This is a genomic window from Candidatus Borkfalkia ceftriaxoniphila, assembly GCF_004134775.1.
Classification (GTDB): Bacteria; Bacillota; Clostridia; order Christensenellales; family Borkfalkiaceae; genus Borkfalkia; species Borkfalkia ceftriaxoniphila.
The window spans coordinates 104,576-125,564 of the sequence record NZ_SDOZ01000002.1; the positions used below are offsets into that span (position 1 = coordinate 104,576).

Genomic DNA, 20,989 nt, shown 5'->3' on the forward strand with positions numbered 1-20,989 from the left:
CTCCTCCTCGTCAATCCTTGAACTGTTTTAAGAAACGCACGTCGTTTTCAAAGAGCAGACGGATGTCGTTGATGCCGTATTTGATCATAGCGATTCGCTCGATGCCCATGCCGAAAGCAAGGCCCGAATACACGTCGGGATCGACGCCGCAGTTTTCCAGCACGCGGCGGTTGACGATGCCCGCGCCCAGAATTTCGATCCAGCCCGTGCCCTTGCAGAGGCGGCAGCCCTTGCCGTGACAGTCGCAGCAGGACACGTCCACTTCCACGCTCGGTTCGGTGAACGGGAAATACGAAGGGCGAAGGCGCGTCTTGGTTTCCGAAGAGAACATTTTGCGCGCGAATTCGTCCAACAGCCCTTTCAGATCGCACAGAGTGATATTTTTATCGACGACGAGCCCCTCCATCTGGTGGAACATGGGCGAATGCGTCGCGTCGCTGTCCGAACGGTACACCCTGCCGGGGCTTAACACCTTGATGGGCGGCGCTTTTTTCTCCATGACGCGGATCTGCCCCGAAGAGGTCTGCGAGCGCAGAAGGAATTCTTCCGTGATAAAGAAAGTATCCTGCATATCGCGCGCGGGGTGATCCGCGGGGATATTCAGCGCCTGAAAATTATAGTAGTCCTTTTCGATCTCGGGGCCTTCGAAAATTTCAAATCCCATGCCCGCGAAAATATCCACGAGTTCGCGCCTGACCATGCTGATGGGATGTTCGGTGCCGTAGGCGGAGAACGCCGCGGGCATCGTGACGTCGATCTTTTCGCTGGCGTATTTGTCTTCGAGTTCCGCCTTTTTCAGCTCTTCCTCGCGCGCGGCAAACGCCTCTTCCGCCCATTCGCGCGCGCTGTTGATCACCTTGCCCATTTCGGGGCGCTCTTCGGGCGGCAGATCGCGCATGCCCTTCAAGAGCGCGGTGATCTCGCCCGTCTTGCCCAAAAATTTCATCTTCAATTCAAAGAGTGATTTTCTGAGGCTGACGGACGCGAGCCCCTCTTCGATCTGCTGTCTGATCTGCTGGATTTTTTCTTTCATAAAATCTCCTCCGATATAAAAAAAGCCCCGTGACTGAAAGTCACAGGGCGTAGAAACGCTGTACCACCTATGTTCGCGGAAAAAATTCCGCCTCGTTGCCACTTAACGCGTAAGGTCACGGCTCCCGTTACTATGAGTTCGCGGAAACGGCTCGAAAGTGAATACTGCACCTCTCCATGAGAAAACTTTTCAGCCGACGGGTTTTCCTCTCTTGCAAAGAGCCGCGGTGCATCTGTCTTTGTCTTTGCCTTTTTTATATATAGAAATCATACTAAAAAAAAGCAAAAATGTCAATCGTTTTTTCTGCAATTCTATCAATCGGGCACCAAATCGAAGCCTTCCCCGAAAATATTGCCGTTGAGATAGACGTCGGGTACTTTTCCCACGATCACGCTCTCCGCGATGAGTACCTGCGAACTCCCGCCCACCTGCACGGTGCGCGTCGGCAAAATGATGCTCACGCTCGTCTGCACGTCCACGAAAATAGAGTGCAGCGTCTGATTGATGCCCGCAGAGGTAAACTTGGAAGAGAACTTGCAAAGGACGTTGCCGATGGGCACGATCTTTACGTTGACGCGTGGCCCCGTGCCCGCCAAAATTTCTATTCCCGAAAAGGCGCCGAGCGGGATCCGCACGCCGCCCGCGCTGAGTTCGGACAGGTTTTTCTGCGCGACGGAGGCAGTCCTTCTCGCAAGCGAATTGATCTTTAAAGAATCGGAGGTGATCGCCACGATATCGCCCGCATTGTTGCGTTCGATGGAAACGAGATCTTCGTAAGAAGACGTATTTTCCATCGTCTGAAACACGGCGTCGTTGACAGCCGTCGTCGTCATCGCCTGTACGGTCGCCTCGCTCACGGATACGAGCACGCGGTTGACGTTCGTTTGAAAGAACACGATTATAAAGATGAGTATCGCCAAAAGCACGCCGAGAAATATCCAAAGGCGTTTTTTACTGCCCTTTCGTTTATACTTTCTGGTATAGTATTCCGACATACCCTATATATATGCGCACACGATCGAAAACTTGCCGCAAAGAGAAAAAAGCGGCGTTTCAGGCGCCGCTCTTTTTTTAGTATTCGCATTCCCTGCAAGCCTTGACGAATTCTTTCAGATTTTCGGGATCTCCGAAAAAGAAATGATCGGACGGACTGCAAATAAAACCGCCGTCGGGTTTCGCCGCAAACAGCCGTTTCACCTCTTCGCGGATAAATTTCCGATTTCCGCGCTCAAATCCTTCGTTCTGATCGAACCCGCCGATAAAAGCGACGGAATCCCCGATGCGCCTTGCAGCCTCTTCCATACGGCAATCGCCGCCCATGGAAGAGGGCGTCATGGTTTCAAGCGCGTCCGCCCCGTTTTGCCTGACGAGTTCCAAAAGAGGCATCACTCCGCCGCAAAGATGATAGACGACAAGCGTTCCCTGGCGGTGCAGCGCCTCGTGACGTATTCTGTCGTAAGGAAGACAAAACTCTTCGTGCATGGCGGGACTGATGACGGTACTCGATGCCGCGCCCCCGCCGTTTTCAACGAGGTCGGCGGGGATCTTACCCATGTTTTCAATCGACGCGACCGCCTTATCGCTGATCGTTTTCAGCGCGTAATGCACCCAATCGGGTTCATCCATCGCCTTATATATAGTGTTTTCCGTACCGATCAGACAGGTAAGGCTCTGCCAGGTACCAGGCTGACCGTATGCGTGGCACCACGTACGCACGATCCCTTTATCGCCTATCTTATTTTTCGCCTCGATGATCGGGCTCCAATCGGCAGAAACGGGAACGGGGTAAAATTCTTTGAACAGTTCGAAATCGTCCTCGTTTTTGATCATAGATTCGGTTTCCCACGAGGTGAAACGATTGCGCGCGCCCTTGATTGTCAGATCGCCCTTGGGGGTATGATATATTTGAATGAAAGATTCTACGCCGTCCTTATCTTTTCCGAGCGACCGATATTCATACGCCCAGTTTTTAAGAGATTTTTCGTCGAAGATCAAATGCGGAAAGGCATAGATCACGGGATCCATTCCGAAATAATCGTATGCCTGATAAGAATCCATGCCGTTTAAGTAAGTATCGAGATAGTACGTCATCCAACTGTGCACCTGACAGGGAAGCCGATCGGGCTTTTGATTTTTCAAAGCCGTTAAAAAGCGCTCTCGTCCGTTCATAAAAACTCCTTTTTCCTGCTGTTAAAAAGTAAACAGACGGGAAGATACGATATTTCCGTTTTCGTCGGTGATTTCGACAAACCCGAACACGGCGGTCTGCGGCACGGCTGTGCGCAAAGTATCGCCGTCTATGGCGACACTCTCTCGCTCCCATACGTTCATGGCGTCGTGCCAGTATTCGAGCGGATAGGAAGACCAATAAAAATCCGCTTTTGCCGCCCCAACGTTTTCCACGCGCAGGCTTATCCCGCCGCTTTGGACTTCGCCCTCGCTCACCCGCAAAAGCCCTTTTTCCGACTTTGTCATTTCGTCGGCAAATACGAATATTTCGTGAAGTCCGCTGCCGTCGCCGGGCTGTTGTCCGTGCGTCAGTTTCCCTCGCCAGGAATAAGTATTGCGGCCTTGGTTCAAATCGGCGCATTTCTGATTACAAGCCAGCGAAAACGCGTGGTCGTTCGCACCCGCGAGCCAGAACATAGGTATTTTGCAATGTTTCATATACACGGAAGGATCGAACCGCTCGCGGTAAATCGCGAGCGATTCGTCGTCCATCTGAAAGACGCCCGCCAGTTCGCCCGTCACGTCCTCGTGATTATACCCTGCCCCGTAAACGGGAATGCCGAATTTAAAGCGCGTATCCACGCCGACCGTAATGCAGGTGAGATACGATCCCCAGGAAATACCTGTGATGCCCACGTTAGTTTTATCCACGGAATCCATGGAACGCAGAATATTATGGCACGCAATGATATTCGCCACGCTGATATATTCCCAGGAATTTGCGGGATTTTTCATATCCGCGGGCGTAATGGAGATACGCGGACCGCCGCGTTCGTTCAAAGAGGCTTTGTTTGCGCTGTCGGTCATGTTCGCGTCGACGGACAGCGCGATGGCAACGTAGCCGCGGTCCGTCCAAAGTTTTACCCAATCACCGTACGCCTGCCCAAGTCCGCCGTGCACAAGCACCATCGCGGGATAGCCGTTTGTCGGCTTTTCCGTTTCCGGAACACCGACAAACGCGAATATTTTCGTTGCTTCCCCGTTATATTCCGCGCCTTCGAAATAGATGCCCTTGATATTTTCATTTCCCGCATAGGTATATCCTGCATCCTCCGTTTCGGGCGTCTGCTTTTCCAACGCCTCGAAATCCCATAAAGAATCCGATTCGGACGTTTTTCCGCCGCAACCGGCAAAACCAATACTGCACAACATGATCATCGCTATCAAAAAAACCAGTTTTTTCATTTTCATTACCGTACCTTTTTGCGGACGATTGCGACAGCCGCGCAAACCAGTACGACGAGGGAAAGCGCGCTGCCCGCATATATTGCGCTTCCGCAGCCTTTATTCTCCTCCGCCTCGGCAAAAGCCGCATAATCTTTTTCCGCCTTTTCAAGTACGGAAAGATTGGTGACTTTCGCTTTTGCCGCGCCGTCGAGCGCGTCGTATGAGGTTCTCGCCGCGTCGATCTTCGCCTTGCATTCTTTCGTGTCCGTAATCTCGCCGATCGCGTTGATCTGATCAATTACCGCCTGCGCCGCGGCAGAAGCCGCCGCATCCTCATCGAATGCCTTTACGCTGTTTTCCAACGCCTCTACGAGCGCGTAATTTTTAACGAGCGCCTTCTGCGCGTCGGTCAGTTTTTCGTAATCCGCCTTTAAACTTTCCACTGCTTCAATCGCGGCAGAGCGGTTTTCCTCATCGATCGTTGCGAAAAATTCGGTCTTGCTCTTCGCGTTTTTATCAAAAGCGGATGCCTTGGCGAAATCTATTTGTTCCTGTTCGAAAGCGGCGATCATTTCTTCGAACCGCGCGATCTTCGCAAAGTTAGTTACCGCTTCTTTTTCCGCATCGGTCAGCACTTCGTACGCGTCTTTGACCGACTGTACCGCGGCTTTGGCAGCCGCTTTATTGGAACTTGTGATCGTTTCAAAATCGGTGAACAATTTTTCGATGGCGTTGGAAACAAACTGTGCGGGGTCGTATGCGTTAAGCGCTTCTCCGTAAGCCAGGAACTGTTCGCGGTTCGCAATGTGTTCCCGATACTCGGCTGCGAGCGCATCGTATTTTTCCCGCAACGCCGCATAATTTGCACGCAAGGTTTCAATATTGGTCGGCAGCGGGTCTTGCGCGATGAGCGCGGATATCTCCTCTGTCAGCGATTTTGCCGTTTTACAGCCCGCGATATCGGCGCGTATCGCGTCGGCATCGGCGTCGAACGTATCGTAAAGAGCCTTTTGCGCAGCGGAAAACTTTTCCCATTGAGTGAAAAGCGCGGCGAATTTCGTTTCCGTTTCCGCAACGTTTTCGACGGTGACGTTTTTCAAACTTTCAAGAGAAGATCTCATATACGCTGCGGCAAGGGCGTCGACAGCGGCAAGTTTCGAAGCGTCCAGCGTCGCGCTCATTTCCGCATATTTCGCCGCTTCGTGCGTTCGAAGATCTTTGGAGAGCGCGTCGATAGACTGCTTTTCGGCATTGTAAGCGGATATCTCGTTGAACGTAAGACTTTCTTTTACGGAAAGAGATTCCGTCAGTTTTTTGTAACTGTCAAACTGCGCATAGAGCGAGTTGACGTTGCGGAAATATTCGTCTTTAATCGTCTTCACGGTCAGTTCCATGTCCTGTCCGCCGTTAAATGAAGTCATTCCTTCGCCCGTCGTAAAGTTCAGTACGAGTTTCGACGTGTCGACGTTTCCGTCGTCCGTACGGAAGAGATATCCGAGGTATTGCGCAGACAATCCGACGGAAACCGTATTTCCGCCTTCGAGCGCGAGCGTTAAGGAAACGCCCTCTTCCGCTTTTTGCAGTTTCAAAGTAATATTTTTGCCGAGAACGCCGGAGGGATTGGACAAAATACCGAATCCGCCCCATTCGTCCAGACCTTCGAACCCTGGATGATCGGGTGCAGTGTTCTTATTGGGATATACGCCGCCCTTGGTTTCGGTCAGCGCAACGCCTATCGTGTTGCCGCCGCCGAATCCCATTCTGAACATGATGCTCAGTCCGGGATCGGTCTCTTCGCCGAAAGGAAGAGCAGAGCGCTCGGATACGAAATTCACGGCAAAACGGCCGCTTTCCGCAATTTTATCGACGGAAAAAGTCATCTCGAAATCGGAAAGATCCACGGCGTAGTCGCTCCACGTTCCCTCCGCGATATCCGTGCCGTAGACGAGACGCAGAGCCGTGTCGTCAGAAAGGATCAGTTTTGTACTGCCGTCGTCCGCACGCAGCGCCGCCGCATAACTCTTGGATATCGTCTTTTCGTCCTCTTCTCCGCGTACGCCCCATTCATTGGTGAAGTAACTTCCCGCGGTAGAATAATACAGATCCTTCATTTCCGCAAGAGAGGAATCCGCCCACTCTTGCAAAGCATCGTAATTTCCGACCAGCGCGCGCACGAACGCGGAGAGCGCGTCGTACTGTTTGACGACCGCCCGATATTCGTCGAGCGCCGCATAATAATTCTCGCGTTTGATCTCACCGCCCGCATATTTTGCGGTAAGTTCGGAAATTTTCGTTTCAACGGCTTTCTGTCCCATATCTTCCTGCGCGAGCACAGCGCGGATATGTTCCGCGGCCGCGGCGTATTCGCTCAACTGATCGGAAAATTCCGCATAGAAGGCAAAAACGGCGATCGCATCCTCTTTATCGGTAATCCCGCTCTCCGCGTCGTAATTTGCAAACACCTTATCTTTGACGGCAAGCGACGCCTCCGCAAACCCTTCCGTGGAGAGCGCAACCGCCTGCTGATATTCGTATGCGTCGTTTTTGCGCAAGCCGTTCGCATTCATGCCCTCAAAGTTCATTTTCGCGGAATAGAAATCCTTGACCTGCTGCGCGGTCGTCGCGTTTTTGGAAAAATTTGCGACTGCCTCGGCGTACTTTTGCGTGTACGCGATCGAATTTTTGTATTTCCCTCCGTACGTCTGATAATAAGCGTCGTTTTTGGCGTCGGAAATGTCTTTGACATTCAATTTCAATGTATCGTTGCCGCCGTTGTTGGATATGCCGAACTGCGCATTTTTGTAATCGAAGGGCGTTCCCCCTTCCGCGGGTAGTTCCGCCAAGGGGATCTGCGCGCGGAAATCGTACGCCGTTTCCGCATTGACGTCATCGCGCACCCAATCGGCGTGCACGTTCAAAACGTCGCCTTCGGTGAAAATGTGGATTTTCAGTTCTTTCCCCAGATAAGAAGTGCGGGGAGAAGCGTTGTTGTAGACCAGATATTGATTGCCCTCGTAGGCTTTGTTAATAAACGCACTGTTCATCGAATAGGTATGCACGACGGGGACGAACCCGGTATTGTTGCTTCCGTCGTCCGTAAGCCGAAGCGAAAATCCCTGCCCGGCTCCCTGCATGGGATAGGATCCGTTCGCAACGTAACTGACGAAATAGATCTCCGCGCCCACGCCTGCGGCCAACTCGTCGACGGAAAGCGAGATCGTCGCATCGGTCAAATCCATAAAATACGCGTTTTCGGCTCCGCCGCTCGTGTAGTCGCCGTAAAACAGGCGTGCGTTGCCGCCGCCGTAATTTTGCGTCACGGAAAAACTTCCGTCCTCGTTTTTCACGACTGTGCTGCAATCGGGCGTATACGGATTGTTATAAAACGGCGCGCGAGGGTCGACGCTCTCTGCGGCGAAGGCTTGCGCGGTGAATCCCCAAAGACACAACGCCATGACGACAGCCAAGAGAGCCGCCAGCATAAGCCTGACCTTTTTTTGAATCATTTTCTTTCCTCCTTATGTTTTGTTTCAGAGGGCGAAAAGCCCTCTGAAACATTTATCCTAAGATTTTTTCCTTTTCTTCGCCAATATGACGCCGCAAGCCGCAAGCATAAGCGCGGCCGCGCCGAAACTTGCTGCGGAAACCGTGCCGCCGCAGCCCGAATCGCCGCCGTTTTCTTCGGCCTCCACGATTTCCACCTGAATGACTTTATTCAGCGTCACACCGGTATCGTCGGTATAACTCAGCGTCACGTTCTTTTTCCCTTTCGAGGTAGAAGTGAAACCGAGGACCTTGATCTCGTCGAGAGCGATTTCTTTCGTCGTACCGTCGGAAAGCGTCGCAATCATTTTAATGCCCGTTTTGTCAAAAGTTTCGCCCTTTTCGTAGACGGTTTTCGCGGGACCCGAAACGAGATCCACGGAAACGGTATAGACGGGCGGCACATAATCGCCGAACGTTTTATCACCGATCATGCGAATGGTGATCGCGGACTGTCTTTCTTCATCGGAGGTCAAAGAATTTGCGAAGATGACGAAAGTTACGTAAGCGTTTCCGTCCTTGAAAATATCCGCGCCGATCTCCGATCCTACTTCGAATTCGGGAATATGAGAAGCCCTGTCCTCATCGGGGTTGACGATATCGCGATAATAAACGTTCAACTGCAAAGAATTTACGTACAGCCGATAACTCGTCGTTCCTTTTTCGATCCGTATGCGCACGGTGTAAGGATCGTAAGGGTCCGCGGTAAAGCCGCAGCCGCTTACCTTGCCGTTCGCAAGCATGACTTCCCCCGTACTGTTCGAGGCTCCGTAAACGTATACTTCCAACTCATCGAGTTGGTTGCAGTAGAAATAAACGGAGAAACCCTGCGTTTCGTCCTTATTCTTGCCCGCCTCGCGCATGATGTTCATGACCAGAATGCTCTGCGGATTTTTGCCGCTGCCCACGGGATCTTCGCCCTTCCAGATTCGGCCGATCTCGGTGAATTCAAATGCAAAATCGAAACCGTCAATCTGAAGCGGGTCTTCGATAACGGCGAGTCCGTCACATACGTCATCCTTTGTAAGGGTGTTGGAAAGTTTCAATCCCTGATCCGTTTCGCTCAAAGTCCAACTCGTGCCCGTCGCATAGGCGTAATACAGCGTTTGCGACAGCAGGATTTTATCCGCTGCGTCAAAGCGCGCCTGCGCCTGTTCGCGGTCGGCGGCGATGATATAATAATCCAGCGAAGGAACCGCCGCGCGTGCCGCTTTTGCTTCGGCAATGGCTGCGGATTCGTGAATATTTTCCGCGGCGACAGCCGTTTCAAACGCTTTTAACAGCGGTTCGATCAAACTGCGGGCCGCATCGCCGTATGCTTCGTTGGTTTCGGAGTACAACGCGTCGTAAGCGGCGCGTTCTTCTTGTGAAAGGTCGCCGAGATCCGATTCCGCCGCCAGTAAATACGCCTCGTACGCCTCGTTCAAAGATGCCAGATCGCCGATCGGCGCAGAGGCAAGTTCATGATAGCGGACGAGAAGCAAACGGACTTCCGCCGCCCGCACCGTGCGGTCGCATTCCGTAAGTTGCGCGACGGAAGAGGAAATATCGCACGAGATCTTTGCGGCGATGTCTTGCAGCGTATTCATTGCATCGGTATCGTATGCGGCGGCTTTCGCGGCGTCGATCTTCGCCTGCGTCAGAGAACCGAGTTCCCGAAGAGCATACGTTTTTTCGCTGTAAGCCGTATGCCATGCGTCGAGAACGCGCACGATCTCTTTGCCGAACAACGCGTCCGCGTCGCGCAAAGACGTATTCAATATTTCCGTATCCGAAGGCATGACGTCATCCAGCCGCAAAACGGGACGGGACTGCACCACGCTCAAAAACTCCTCTACGTTCAGACTCGCGCCCAGCGCGCCGATCGCGGAGCGATAAAGATCTATTTTATAATTTTCCACGTCGAACGCATTGAGCAGGCGCGCCTCCTCCACCATCTCGTCGCAAGCGGCAATCCGTTTTTCGAAGGCAGACCTGTCTTCGCTTTTCAGTTGGGAGATCGCGTCGAAGTCGATGCCCGCGCGCGCTTGTTCCGCCGCATAGATCAGATCGGCGGACGTATCCGACACGGGATCGGCGAACGCTGCGACGGCAGTTTCGAAATCGACGATCTGCAAATGCGCGACCCCGCGGAGCAAGAGGGTTTCGTCTAGCGCGTCCACGAGCGCCTGCACCTCCTGTAACTGTTCGCCGCTCAGATATTTCACATACGCCGCATATTCGTTGTAAACCGACCGCGCGCTTTCCGCCCCGGAAATTTTTTGCTCGTCGACGGAATGCAGATCTTTCAGCGCGTCCAGCGCTTTGCTGTACACCTTGACCGAATCCGCCACATATGCCATTTTATCTTCCAGAAGCCGTAAAGTCGCCTCTATCCGCTCTTTGACCTTTCCCTGATTGAAACGGTCGCGCACGCGGAGCGCGGAGAGATCCGTTTCCGCCAGCCCGCTCGTCAAGGCGGCGTAATCCGCCTGCGAAAGCGTGCCCGCCAAAGCCTCTTCGCTGTCGAACACATAGTCGTTGAGGCGGTTGACGATCTGCGTCCGCGCGGGGGAAGAAAGATACTGTTTCGTCGCTTTGTCCGAGGGGGTATCGACGGTAAATTTCAAAGGAGCGTCGGACTCATCGCCGATGCCGTCGATCCCGCCCGCCGACAGGACGAGGATCGTTTCTTTGATATTCATATCCCTGGCCGTAAAAATTTCGCCGGGTATGGTGGTGCCGAGGCTATTCCCTTTGGAGATCACGGGGCGGTTGGTCGTGCCGCCGAAACTGGCGCCGTCCACGATGTTTGCGAGCGTGACGCTCGCGCCGACCACGTTATCGGTGATCAGTCTGCCGACCATGCCGCGCGAATAGTTTTCCTGTCCTTCCACCTTGGGATACTCTTCGAACGAACCGTCTTTCTTATAAGCCCACATGGACTGCGTATCTACCATTTCCTGAATGAGTCCGCCGTCCGCCGCGTCCACGATGTATGACAGCAGAGTACCCTCGTTCTGACAGGTAAACACGAAAGAAACGCCCTCTGCGCCCTCGAAAGGCTTTTTCGTAGTATCCTTTACGAAGGAAACCGCGAAAGACTGCCCCACTGCCAATTGCGATATCCTGATATTCCAACTGAATACCGCCATATCGACGGGATAGGCTTTTTCCGCGCTCTCTCCGAAAAACAGATGCCCCTCCCCGGAATAAGGCAAGATCACGTCCGTTTCCGTACTTTTTTCGGAAGGTACGGCGCTCACCCCTGTACCGAGTTGATAAAAATCGCTGTTTTCGATCTTGCTTTCCGTTTCGGCTGCGTCCGTAAAGAGAGGGATACAGCCGATACCGATCAACAGGGCGAGCGCCAGGATCAGACTCATCAATGTAATTTTCGTTTTACTCATCTTTTCTCCTTTCGATATTATTTCTTTCCCGCAAGCAAGCGCATATTCTGCACGTCCATCCCCACGTCGAACGTTCCGGGGAGTTCCCATCCGATATACATGCTCGTAATGCCGAGATTTTCATACTTCGTATTTTTCATAAAACCGCGTTCCTGCGCGAGTTTGAACGCATATTGAATGGTCGGCAGCATATCGCGGTTCAAAAGATTCGGCGTTCCCTCCACGACGGGAATATCGAGAAACGTATCCGCCGCGGGATTATAGATAAAGGAAGAGGTAGAATCCTCTTTGCCGCCGTCCTGCTGCGCAAATTCGGGTGAAAAGGCGTGGCGGTTATCGTAAATGGGAAGTCCGAACCAAAAATATTCGGAAGTATCCGTGAGGTCCGAAACGGTGATATACCATAAAAACATGGAAGAATGAAGGGACGGATCGTAATCCGCTCCGCATTGATTCACCCCTTTCGTAAGTTGAAATTCCAGATAAAAAGTGAGATAGTCCAGATCTTTCAGTTTCGTAAAAACGGGGAACTGCGGGATCTCGAGAATGAAATGGATCCACGGCTCGTTCTCCTTGCGCACGCCGTTTGCATAAACGCCGTCCGTTTCGGCATTGCAATACAGGCTGTAAGCGCCCGTTTTGCGGTTAACTTTCAAAACTTTGCTTCCGTCCTCGAAAACGTCTACGCCCGAATTTTGCGAATATTCGGCGTTTACCAGATTTTTCAGACAGCCCCACTGGCCGATCCTCCAGACGGGGTCGAGATTTTCCAGCCCGTAATCGATCTCGCCGATATGGCGCTGATTGAATTCGGGACGGCTGTCAAACCCCGTCAGTACGAAACCCTCGTTGAACGCGAGATCGGGGATCAATTCGGTTTCTCCCGATACGGGAGGCGTTTTCGGTGAACATCCCATAAGCATACATAAACACACAGACAAGAGCACCGCCGCAAGTTTCCTCATCTAAAAATCTCCTTTTTCATTTTTCGGTTTTCGGGCATCGCCCTACGGCAAAACCTATTTCTTATTGTATAAAATACTGTTTTTGTAAATGGTCGCCCCGCAAGAGAATGTGCCGGGTACTTCCCAGCCGATGTAAAACTGGTTGATACGCAGATCGTCCACCGTCGTATTGACGAGGAGCGGATAATCGCTCGAAAGGTTACCCTCATGATTTTGAATTTTTTCGAGAGCGCGTTCCACATAGGGCACTAAATCGATAGTGATATGGTATTTTTCGCCGACTTCGACGCCGCCCTTTGGCAGATACCCCTCGCTTCCCGCCGTATAAATATAAGTATTGGATTTATCCTCTTTTCCGTAATCGAGAAAAGCGTCCTCTTTAAACGATTTCCACTCGTCTGTGACAAGGCTGCGCCCGTCGTAATAGGGAATGTTTAACCAGAAATATTGATTGTAATCGGGTGAGTCGGGATTGTCGTTTTTCACCACGAATACCCATTGGAAAAGCGCGGTATGCAGCCCGAGGTCGAGTTTGCCGCCCATGAGGTTTTCGCAATAGTCGATGGAAAACTCGAAATCCGCGTAGATATTTTTCATTTCCGCAACGCGCGAAATATCCGCCAGATTCTGAATGGTGATCAGATGCAGCCAGTCGGCGCCGTACGGTTTGACGCCATTGTATTTCTCGTATTCATCCGTCGTGTCGCAGTTCAGGCTGTATCGTCCCGTTTTCGGATTGACGATAAATTCCTTGGTATTGTCTTTCAGAATGTAATCGTCGCCCTCTTTGGATTCCTTTCCCGTATCCGCAAGCCCGAATTCCGTGCCCCACTGCCCCAGCCGCCACATGCTCACCGCGTTTTCGGGTACGGTATTCATGTATCGGAAATTGTAGGTGACGTTTCCGAGATCTTCGATGGAAACCTTGCCCAAAACGCCGACGCCGTTTTCCATGTTACGATCGAGGACGACCTCTTCCCCCTTCAATTTCGTCGTTTTGCCCGCATCGCAGCCGCTCGCGAAGGCGAGAAAACAAAAGAGCGAGGCAAGACAGATCACAAGCGATCTCATTGCTTTATGCATTGAAATTCCTCCTTATTACATTTTGAACGCACCGCTGGTCAGACCGCGGATAAATTGTTTGGACGCAAAGAAAAAGATGACCAAAAGCGGAATACTGACGATGACGTAGCCTGCAAAAGGCACGCCTAAACTGAGAAAATCGTTGTAGTACGATTCGGTAAACGGCGCAAGGCCGATGGTGATGGTGTGCATGCGCTCGTCCTGCAAAATCAATTGCGGCCACAAAAGATCGTTCCAGGCGGAAAGCAACTGCATGATGCCGAGCGTCGCCAAAATGGGGACGGAGAGCGGCAGCGCCACGATCAGGTATTGACGAAATTTCGACGCGCCGTCAAGTTCCGCAGCCTCGAACAGATCTTTTGGCAAGCCCGAAAAAAACGTGTTGAGCAGAAATATCCCCATGGGTACCGCGCCCGCGATCGCGGGCAGGATCACGCCGAAATAACTGTTTTTGAGATTGAATACGTTCAATACCATCTGGTACTGCGGTATGAGTGTCAGGATCCCGGGCACCATCATAAAAGATAAAATGATGATAAACAGTACGTTTTTAAAGGGAAATTTGTAACGCACAAAGGCATAGGAGGCGCATGAACATACAAGCAGAACGCCGAACGTCTGACAAAGGGCTATCACGACGGTATTGAGAATATAGTCCTTTACAAAGAGCCAGGCAAGGCTGTAATTTTCCCAAATGAGCGGGAAAGAAACGGAAAACGGATGCATCGTTTCCTGCTCCGGAGATTTTAAACTCTTCACGATCAGAAAATAAATGGGCACGACGACGAAGAAAAGCAATATGAGAATGCACAGATGCGCGATCCCCTGCTTGACAGCCGCCAACCGTTTCGAGTGGCGGTTTGCGCGCAAATCGTCGTTTACGACAGTTAAAACAGAGTCCATCAGGCAATTTCCTCCGTCGATTTCATAAATTTATTGTTGATGACCGTAATGATGAGCGTGATCAAAAACAGGAAAAAGCCGATCGCCGCCGCATATCCGAACTCGCCGCTGAAAAACGCTTTTTCGTACATATAGTAGCCGGGAACGGTCGTCGCGTAATTGGGCCCGCCCGAAGTAAACACCAACTGCATGGAAAAACTTTGCATGCCGCCGATGATGCCGAGCATCACGAAATATTTGATCTGACTCTTCAACAGCGGAAGGTCGATGAAGAAAATGCGTTTCCAGGTGCCCGCGCCGTCCAGATCCAGAGCCTCGTACACGGAGTCGGGAATGTTGTTGAGTCCCGCGAGATAGATGAGAAAGGATGTACCCGAAACCCAGGGAAAACCCGTCAGTATCATGGACAGAAGCGCCTGGTTTTCCTGCATATACCACCCTTGCGTATCCATACCGAAATTCGCTAAAATGGAATTCATCAGACCGTTTGAAAAGGGGCTGAACACGATCTTCGTCCAGATGAGCATATTGACCATGCCGGGAACGAGCGCGGGAAGAATGAATAAAAAACGATAGACGTTGCTGCATTTTTCGCTTTTGAGTTTGTGGAGAAGTTCCGCCAGCGACAGCGCCGCTACGTTTCCGAATATCAGTCCCGTCACCATCAGAATGATTAAATTCTCGCACGATTTCCAAAAAATATTGTCTTTGAACAGCCGCGCGAAATTATCCACGCCCGTCCAACTCGCACTTATCAGATCCCAGTTGGTAAACGAATGAATCAGCGCGGAAGCCGCGGGATAAATGCTGAAAATACAGATGAGCGCGAATGCGGGCAACATCCACACGTAGCCGAACAGATCGCTCTTACGATAGGTTTTCATAAGTTACGCTCTCCACGTCAGGCCAGATCCGCCCAACCGTCCACGTTCCACGCTCCGCTCTTTTTGTTCTGCTCGATCAAATTATCCCTTGAAGACAAAAACTGTTTATTGATAGACTTTGCGACAGTAAGAATGTCCGCGCCGTTAAAGAGATTGGTGCTCTGCGTCACGAAATTGCTCCAACAGTCAAAGCCCATGATCCCCCAGGAATTGAATACGTGGAACTCGAAAAAGTCGTTTTCCACATCCTCGTTGAACTGATTGATCATCTCGGAAAAGAGTACGTTCATATCCGAGGATTCGACGGCAGCGTCGGTATCCAAAGGTATGGCATAGCCCAATTTATTGACCATGGGAACGTTATTTTCAGGCGCGGTGATAAATTGCAGGAAATCGACGCAAGCGTCCACGGTTCCCTTTTTTACCGCGGCGCTGCTGATCCACCAGCCCGTACCGATACCCGAAATGCCGCGGCGGACGCCGCGCTCGTCGATCTTGATGCCGTCTACGCCCGCATAGTCGTCCACGTCCTTCTGCGTCAGAACGGGGTAGCCCATAGCGCCCACGTTGATCTTATTCTGCCGCTGGACCTGCACCATGCTTTTGCCGAGACAGGAAACCATGGCGATCTTTCCGTTCATGAATTCGGTGACGGAAGTATTGCCGATGGAATTCGTATCCATATATTTATCGCTGCGGAGAAGGTTCATCAAATTCAGATACGCTTCGTAACGCGCGTCCAGATTATTGCCGTTCATGATCTTGTACAGATCGAGAGAAGATGCGCGGCTGAGTTCTTCGGAATCTACGATCCCGTTTTTACGGATCACGTCGTATTTTTCGATCTGACTGCCGTACAGCCCGCTTTCCAGAACGATGTCGTACCAATTGTCGACGAGGGAAAAGGGCATCACGTCGGGACAGCGCTCGGCGATCTTATCCATGGCAGCGATCAGATCTCCGTATGTAAGAATAGGCTCGGTGATGCCCGCGCGCTCGAAAATATCCTTGTTGTACATAATGCCCGCCACGTTGCGGTCGATCCCGATGGAATAGAAATTGCCGTTGGGCGCACGGGAGGCTTCCAGTTCCTGCGCATCATAGAGATCCGACCACTTTTCGTTCCCCTTCACATACGGATTGGGTTCGCTCAGATAGTCGGTCACGTCCACGAAGTAATTCTTGTCCATATCCTCGGCGATGGTCGTGCCCGTCTGGTACAGAATGTCGGGACCCGAACCCGTCGAAACGTAACTCAGTATGGAATCGCGGTTGCCGTTGATGGAATTGCGGTTGATCTTGACGGAGTACTGCGAACTGAATTTGCTCGATTCGTTCCACTCATTGGCGAGTTGTTCGAGATAGTTGTAGGGATTGGGATTTGCCGCCGAAGGAGTCATGTTGATAGAACTGTTGTAGTTCCCCGCAACGCCGCCGCCGTCGATGACGATCTCCGTCTTGCCGCTTTTGCCGCAGCCGACGAAAAGCGCGCTGCAAACAAGCGTGATGCCTAAAAAGGCTGCCAGATACTTTTTCATTGTTTTCCTCCGATTGATTATTTTTGATGTATCAGTTTCATTCGGTAGATCCCGAACGGAATGAAATTATAGGAATCCGTCCAAACGGCGTCCGGCGCTTCTTCACCGGACAGATCCTCTATCGCGCCGTTTCCGTATTCGCCCGTGAACGTATGCACACCCGTGTATTCGGGCTCTCCCTTGAAGTGATGATGCGGACCCAGCAGGTTCCTAAGCGTTCCGAGCAAAATGATTCTGACGGTATTCTTGCCCTCGCCGAGATACGGCGTCAGTTCCATCATATCGTCGGGCAAAAAGACCAAGCCCGCTTTTTTGCCGTTTACCTGCACGGCGGCAGCCGCGCCCGCGTATTTTTCCATCCGCAGAAAAGTTTTACCCGCCTCTTTTTCAAAAGAAAATTCATATTCGGCATTGCCGGCGTAAAACCATCGCCCGCAGGACGTCAGATCGCCCCGCGAGGGCAAAGGTTTTTGCCGCGTCAGGCGAAAACCGTCTTCCGTACGGATATACGAAATATTTTCCGTGACCGCGCCTTTCGGCTGAACGGAAAAATCACCGATGAGATAGACGCTTTCCGCTTCGACGGGATAGCTGAATTTATTTCGGATCGCGTCGTGCGCCGTTTTCAAATCGAACCCGAGCCGCAGCGGACGAATGGTAAAGACGAGAACGATCGTATTGATTCCTTCCCGCACATAGGGCGCGATGTCGTATTTTCTGAAATCCCGATCCAAAAAACGTTCCGCCGTTTCGCAGGGCAACTTTTTTCCGTTGACCATGATTTCCTGCGCATGCTCGCTTTCCGCAGCCAAAAACAGGCGCGACGGCGTTTCTTCGCATTCGAAAGTGTATTCCACGGAAATCTTGCATTCCTTGCCGTAAGTCTCTGCCCGCCCGTACATTTCATCGAGCATTTTCACGAGGGGCATACGGGGGGAATAATCTTCGCCGTTCAATCTGTATCTGCCGAAATCGAGCGTACAATGATTGTCTTCGATATGCACAAGGTGAAAATCCACGTCTTTCGCGCATTCTTCCCGTATATCGAAAGCGACGGGCGCGGCGTTTTTTCTGAAACGGCAATACAGGGCGTCCTTTGCCGCAATTTCGCATTCGGTATAACTGAATCCCTGCGACCAGCGCGTGGAAAGTTCGCTCTCTTTACCGGAAACCGCGTCGAACCGATAAAACTGCCCGTACCCCTTTGCGCAAAGCATACCTTTCACACGCGTAGCGGCGGAGGGGTTGAATGCGACGACGTTTTTTCCTTCCTGCGTTTCGCGGAAATTGCATATGAGCGCGTCGGTAGTTTTTCCGCTCTCGTCGCAGAACCAGATCTTTCTTTGAAACGATTGTCTTGCAAAATATTTTTCGATGATCCCCCGCCGCTGCTGAATGATCTCGATGCCGAGAGATCGAAGGCGGGCAAGACTTTCTTCGTCAATCTTTCCCTCCACGCGCGACGGCAGCCGCGTCATGCAGACGATCTTTCCGCCCGCGTTCGAAAACCTTTCCAAAAGTTCGACGGTCGAAAGTTCTATATTGTCCAGTTCGGGAAGAACGACGACGCCGTAACTGCACGCGCCTACGATCAGCGAATCGCCCCGCACTGCCGCATGCCTTTTCAAAATCGTTTCGTCTCCGATATCATAGGGAATCTGCAAATAAACGAGATCTTCCGCCAGCCTCCGATACCGCGCGGATTGATTTTTTTGTTTCACGGAACAGATCGGCTCTTCCAGCGCGCTGTCGGTCGCGGAGATCAACAGCACGTCCGCCCGATAGATGCCTTCTGAAACGAATTCGGAAGTATTTTTTAAATAACGGTTGAAAGGCGCAAACTCTTGCCACCATGGCTGCTGCGGAGAGAGAAAGACGGGATAATCGCGCTTTCTGACGCCGCCGAGACGGTACATGGAAATGGACATACAGGGCATATTGACGCCGAACGCCGCCTGATAATTCCAGATCCACGCCAGATCTCGAAAACTCACGCCGTTGCCCGTACAGGCATACGTTTCCGAAAGGATCCGCTTTTTTTCCAGTTGTGCCGCCACGCTCTGCACCTGTTTCAATAACAGCAGCGGATTGAGCCGCCTTCCCAGATGGTCGATACCCGGCTGACGCATGAACTCGTAATGCGGCATAACGCCCGTATTGGACGCGACCTGCACGCAAAGCCCCTCTTCTCCCGCAAAATGCCCCGTCAAGATCAGACCGTTTTGTTCGCACCATTCGCCGATCTGCACGGTATAGTTTTGCACGAACATTTCGCGGACGAGCGAGTAATAGCGGTAGCGAAACGTCTGATATGCTTCGCCTTGTTCCTCGAAAAGAAGGTAAAGGCCGTCCAGCACGTCTTCCCCGTAGCGCTCGCGATAGAGCGCGGGGAGTTCTACGCTCCATGCGCGGGAGGAAACGTGGATCTGCGGTTCGTCGGTAAATACGCCCTTGATCGTTTTCCCGAACTCCTGCCCGAAATGTTTTTTGTATACTTCATGCGTGCAACGGATGAATTCCTGCGTGACGGCAGGATTGAGCAGATCTACATAATGTTCCTGCACTTCAAAATATATATACAGATCGGCGTTTTCGATTTGCGCCGTTCTTTGATATCCCTGCTCCGTCTTTCGGTATGCGGCGAGAAGGCGGTCGGATTTCGATTTATCCGATAGGCGGGAGAGACTGAGATATTTCAAAAGAAAATCCTGTCCCGAAGCGTTGACTTTTCCGCCAGCGAAACCGCTCGGCCAGCCCTGTTCGTCATATATCCATACGTCGACGCCGTATCGTTTGCAAGCCTCGATCGCCGTACGGTAAGCGTGCAGCCACGCATCCCCGAGATATTCGATGCGCAGACCCGCGCGGGCGTGCAGGTGCAGCCCTCCGATGCCCGCCTCGGCAAATTCGCTGATCTGAGAACAAATCTGCGAATCCTCCATCTCGCCGTTCCATGCCCAAAATACAGTCGGTTTAAAGTTTTTGTTTTCCATAATTCCTTTACGCTTGATAGTCGATCAAAGTTGCCAGTAAATTCATCGCGTACATACGGATCAAAAAATCGTTGGGATGATTGATATTGTTCGCGATCATATCCTGAAAATTTTTGTGCTGTAAAAAGAACGCGTGCATACCGCCCATGTCCACCGCTGCGACGCCCTCCCGTGCATCCGCAACCTTTTGCAGGATCGGCCAATACGCCTCCTGATTCGTGCATTGTACAGCGTCGGGATTGGCGAGCATAGTGCCGATAAGAATGAATTCCACCTGTTTCGAGGAAGCGGCGCGGATGTCGTCGATGATCTTCAACATATTCTCTTCAAACGTATCCAAGGGCACGCTCAAAGTAGCGTCGTTCATGCCGAACGTTATGGTGACGAGGTCGGGATCGTATCCCATATCGGGATTGACGACACGGCGCGCGGCATTTTTCGCTCCCCAGTCGCTCGTCTGCCCGCCCATCGCCGCGCCGAATATCGTAGTTTCCGCACCGTAATGTGCAGCCAGACCGCTCGCAAACATTTCGGGGAACGTAGGCGTGTACGGCGCGCGGTCGAAAGGCAGATAAACGGAATTGCCTGGATAGGTATCGTCATACACAGATTGCAGACCTCCGCCCGTCGAATTGCAGCCCGTGGAAATACTGTCGCCGAAAGCGATGATATCCACCGTTTCCTTGTTTTGCAGTTTTTGCAAGGTATTCGGAAGTTTTTCGCCCTGATAGGCGGGTATGACTTTTGAATCGAATTCTCGGCGGTCGTAATCGTATGTGACAAGCACCTGATTTTCAATCAAAAAGGCGCTTTCGGTATAGAGAACGCTTTCGTATCCTTTCGCCGCGCCTGCCTCGGATACGGGCTGTGTCGAAAGCCCTTTACCTTCGGGCATATCGATGCCGAAAAGCACTTTTTCTTCCAGCCATGGCATGGAAGTATTTTCCGTCGCGCGGATCGTCCTGCCTTCCATCGTGAAATCTTTCCCTTCTTCATAAACTATCTGCATGAGAGGATCGGTGATTTTCACGCGCCCTTTCGGCTCGAAAGCCAGATTTCCCTGCGCGAGACGCTCGTCCTTGCCCCGCGTTAAAAGGACAGATTCGTTGTACATGGTATCCTGCGTCCAAAACGGAGTTCTCATTTCTTCCTCGCCGTATTTTTTTTGTTCTTTCGGCGCGCATCCCGCACATGTCGCCGCAGTCAACAGCATCGACAAAATTACCGCAAAAAATTTTTTCATCGCTTACCTCGCCTTTTTT

13 protein-coding genes are annotated in these 20,989 nt (G+C 51.8%); all 13 read right to left on the minus strand.

All coding sequences use genetic code 11. The features are described 5' to 3' along the window. Positions 1–10: 10 nt before the first annotated feature. Positions 11–1,033 carry a phenylalanine--tRNA ligase subunit alpha gene (gene pheS / locus ESZ91_RS00635; protein ID WP_129223090.1) on the minus strand — a complete coding sequence of 341 codons (1,023 nt, stop codon included), beginning with the start codon at positions 1,031–1,033 and terminating at the stop codon, positions 11–13. 314 nt (positions 1,034–1,347) lie between these two features. After that, positions 1,348–2,028: a sporulation protein YunB gene (yunB, locus tag ESZ91_RS00640; RefSeq protein WP_129223092.1), complete on the minus strand. Its 681-nt coding sequence runs from the start codon at positions 2,026–2,028 to the stop codon at positions 1,348–1,350. A 76-nt stretch (positions 2,029–2,104) separates the two neighbouring features. Further along, complete coding sequence (locus ESZ91_RS00645) at positions 2,105–3,202, minus strand: uroporphyrinogen decarboxylase family protein (protein ID WP_129223094.1); 1,098 nt, start codon at positions 3,200–3,202, stop codon at positions 2,105–2,107. 21 nt (positions 3,203–3,223) lie between these two features. Next, the gene (locus ESZ91_RS00650; protein WP_161970979.1) at positions 3,224–4,447 is read right to left on the minus strand and encodes an alpha/beta hydrolase family protein; all 1,224 of its coding nucleotides are present in this window, start codon (positions 4,445–4,447) and stop codon (positions 3,224–3,226) included. A gap of 5 nt (positions 4,448–4,452) precedes the next feature. Then, a complete protein-coding gene (locus tag ESZ91_RS00655) occupies positions 4,453–7,935 on the minus strand; it encodes a coiled-coil domain-containing protein (protein WP_129223098.1) in 3,483 nt (1,160 codons plus the stop codon). 57 nt (positions 7,936–7,992) lie between these two features. Next, on the minus strand, positions 7,993–11,361 hold the full coding sequence (locus ESZ91_RS00660; RefSeq protein ID WP_161970980.1) for a bacterial Ig-like domain-containing protein: 3,369 nt from the start codon (positions 11,359–11,361) through the stop codon (positions 7,993–7,995). 17 nt (positions 11,362–11,378) lie between these two features. Further along, positions 11,379–12,326, minus strand: a complete 948-nt coding sequence (locus ESZ91_RS00665) for a hypothetical protein (protein WP_129223102.1) — start codon at positions 12,324–12,326, stop codon at positions 11,379–11,381. Between the two features lie 54 nt (positions 12,327–12,380). Beyond that, positions 12,381–13,409 carry a hypothetical protein gene (locus ESZ91_RS00670; protein WP_129223104.1) on the minus strand — a complete coding sequence of 343 codons (1,029 nt, stop codon included), beginning with the start codon at positions 13,407–13,409 and terminating at the stop codon, positions 12,381–12,383. 15 nt (positions 13,410–13,424) lie between these two features. Next, positions 13,425–14,312: a carbohydrate ABC transporter permease gene (locus tag ESZ91_RS00675; protein ID WP_129223106.1), complete on the minus strand. Its 888-nt coding sequence runs from the start codon at positions 14,310–14,312 to the stop codon at positions 13,425–13,427. Further along, positions 14,312–15,196, minus strand: a complete 885-nt coding sequence (locus ESZ91_RS00680) for a carbohydrate ABC transporter permease (protein WP_129223108.1) — start codon at positions 15,194–15,196, stop codon at positions 14,312–14,314. The genes ESZ91_RS00675 and ESZ91_RS00680 overlap by 1 nt, the downstream gene beginning before the upstream one ends. A gap of 17 nt (positions 15,197–15,213) precedes the next feature. Then, entirely contained in the window at positions 15,214–16,734 is a 1,521-nt protein-coding gene (locus ESZ91_RS00685) for an ABC transporter substrate-binding protein (RefSeq protein ID WP_129223110.1), read from the minus strand. Positions 16,735–16,751: 17 nt separating this feature from the next. Then, positions 16,752–19,727: a glycosyl hydrolase gene (locus ESZ91_RS00690; protein WP_129223112.1), complete on the minus strand. Its 2,976-nt coding sequence runs from the start codon at positions 19,725–19,727 to the stop codon at positions 16,752–16,754. Positions 19,728–19,734: 7 nt separating this feature from the next. Next, positions 19,735–20,970, minus strand: a complete 1,236-nt coding sequence (locus tag ESZ91_RS00695) for an SGNH/GDSL hydrolase family protein (protein ID WP_129223114.1) — start codon at positions 20,968–20,970, stop codon at positions 19,735–19,737. Positions 20,971–20,989: the final 19 nt, after the last annotated feature.